Raw genomic sequence first — 2248 nt, 5'->3', positions numbered from 1 at the left:
ACCCGGACGATCTCGCAGCCGGCCGCGGTGAGCTCAGCGATCTGCTGCAGCGTGGCGTCGACGTCCGCGGTGGGCGTGGTGGTCATCGACTGCACCGACACCGGTGCGTTGCCGCCGACGGGCACGGAGCCGACCATGATCTGGCGGGAGGTTCGGCGCGTCGCCACCGAGAGGGGGACCTCGTCCTTGCGTAGCGAGGGCATTCCTAATGCAACGGCTGTCATCGTTTCTCTCCTGCAGGAACCGACCTCGTGTAGAGGTCGCCAATACCTGCCGGCGCGGCGTCGAGGCTGGTCAGCAGACCCGCCACAGCCCTGGTGATGCCCCGCGCGGTCAGCCCGCACGCGGCGAGCACCTCTGCTCGCGAGCCGTGACTGAGGAACCGCCGCGGGATGCCGAACTCGCGCAGCGGTGTGTGCACGCCGACGTCGCGCAACGACTGTGCGATAGCCGATCCGACTCCACTCGCGCGGCTGTTGTCCTCGACGGTGATCGCGAGGCGGTGACGGCGGGCGAGATCGGCGATCGCGGGGTTGACCGGCGTTACCCACCGAGGATCCACTACCGTCACCCCTACATCTTGTGCCGCAACGCTTTCAGCGACGGTGAGGGCGAGTCCAGCTAGGGCTCCGACCGCGACGATCAGCACGTCCAGCGAGCCAGAGCGGCGCAGGACGTCCAGCCCGTTGAACGTGGCGACGGCGGAAAGGTCTTCACCGGCGGGGCCCTTGGGGAACCGCAGCAGCGTCGGACCTTCCTCCCACGCCACAGCTTCGGCCAGCAGTTCGGCCAGCCTGGCGCCGTCCCGAGGTGCCGCGATCCGCAGCCCTGGCACCACCTGCAGCACTGACATGTCCCACATGCCGTTGTGGCTTGGCCCGTCGTCGCCGGTCACCCCGGATCGATCGAGAACGAACGTGACTGGGCGGCGGTGCAGCGCGACGTCCATGAGCAGCTGGTCGAGCGCCCGGTTGACGAACGTGGAGTAGATGGCCACCACAGGGTGCACTCCGCCCATGGACAATCCGGCGGCCATCGTGACCGCGTGCTGCTCGGCGATGCCGACATCGATCACCCGCTGCGGAAACCTGTGCTGCAGTGGCAGGAGCCCGGTCGGTTCGGCCATTGCGGCCGTGATCGCCACCAGATCCGCGCGTTGCTCGGCCAGCTCAACGAGCTTGTCGCCGAACACCGACGTGAATGACGGTGGTGAAGACGTTAGCGCCAGCCCGGTTTCCGGGTCCATCGGCTTGATAGCGTGGCCCAGGTCCAGATCGTTGGCTTCGGTGTGCAGATAACCTTTGCCCTTGGCTGTGATGACGTGCACCACCACCGGCCCTACCGATGTGGCCGCGTGGCGCAGGGCGTCTTGCACGGCGGAGATGTCGTGACCGTCGACGGGGCCGAGGTAGCCGAGCCCGAGTTGTTCGAACACGCCTGGCCCGTGGCCGGCACGCAGGGCGGCCAAGTGCTCGGCCAGCCCGCCGACGGTCGGCGCGTAGGAGCGGCCGTTGTCGTTGAGCACAATGACGAGCGGCCGATCAGGCCCGCCCGCAATGTTGTTGAGCGCCTCCCAGGCCATGCCGCCGGTCATCGCGCCGTCGCCGATGATCGCGACGGTCGCCCGGTCGCGCCGGCCGAGGTGGGCGTCCGCGCGCGCAAGTCCGTCCGCATAGGACAGTGCGGTGGACGCGTGCGAGTTCTCCACCAGGTCGTGCTCGGACTCCTGTCTGCTGGGGTAGCCGGAGACCCCACCCGAGTTGCGCAGCCGGTCGAAGCCGGCTTGGCGACCCGTGAGGATTTTGTGCACGTAGGACTGGTGCCCGGTGTCCCACAACAGTCTGTCGCGCGGAGAGTCGAAAACGGTGTGCAGCGCAATGGTCAGCTCCACCACGCCCAGGTTCGGCCCGAGATGTCCACCGCTCGCCGAAACCCGGTCGATCAGGAACGCGCGGATTTCACCCGCCAGGTCGCGGAGTTCCTCGGAGGACAGTTCGCGTAGCCGTGCCGGGTCGTGCACGGTTTCCAACAGCGCCATCTCGAACAGTGCTCCTCACCGGGTGTGGTGGGCGGCCGTAGCCGCCCGCTTGGTCAGTTCGGGGTCGCCCGGTCTCGATCGGTCACGGCACGTCCGCCGCTCCGGTCAGCCGCGTGGGCGGGGAGAACACCACGTCCTCGGTCGCGACCCGGTGCACCGCCACGTCGCCGTACCCCAGCTCGGCGAGCCGCTCGACCAGCTGCTCGACGA

General features: G+C 68.5%; 2 protein-coding genes. Both read right to left on the bottom strand.

The genetic code is table 11. The features are described from left to right. Positions 1-224, bottom strand: a 224-nt coding sequence (locus tag ABZX92_RS45695; protein WP_355572405.1) for a flavodoxin-dependent (E)-4-hydroxy-3-methylbut-2-enyl-diphosphate synthase, incomplete at its 3' end; no start/stop codon positions are given. Beyond that, complete coding sequence (locus tag ABZX92_RS45690) at positions 221-2038, bottom strand: 1-deoxy-D-xylulose-5-phosphate synthase (protein ID WP_355572403.1); 1818 nt, start codon at positions 2036-2038, stop codon at positions 221-223. The genes ABZX92_RS45690 and ABZX92_RS45695, both read right to left, overlap by 4 nt. Positions 2039-2248 lie beyond the last annotated feature (210 nt).

Origin of the sequence: Lentzea sp. NPDC006480, from assembly GCF_040611995.1 — a bacterium.
In the GTDB taxonomy this organism is placed as follows: Bacteria; Actinomycetota; Actinomycetes; order Mycobacteriales; family Pseudonocardiaceae; genus Lentzea.
The sequence above is the reverse complement of the archived record's forward strand: the minus strand, read 5'-3'. Positions and strand labels throughout refer to the sequence as shown.

Excerpts from the sequence above, each read along its gene's own strand:
- ABZX92_RS45690 (WP_355572403.1), bottom strand. The coding sequence starts at position 2,038 with ATGGCGCTGTTGGAAACCGTGCACGACCCGGCACGGCTACGCGAACTG.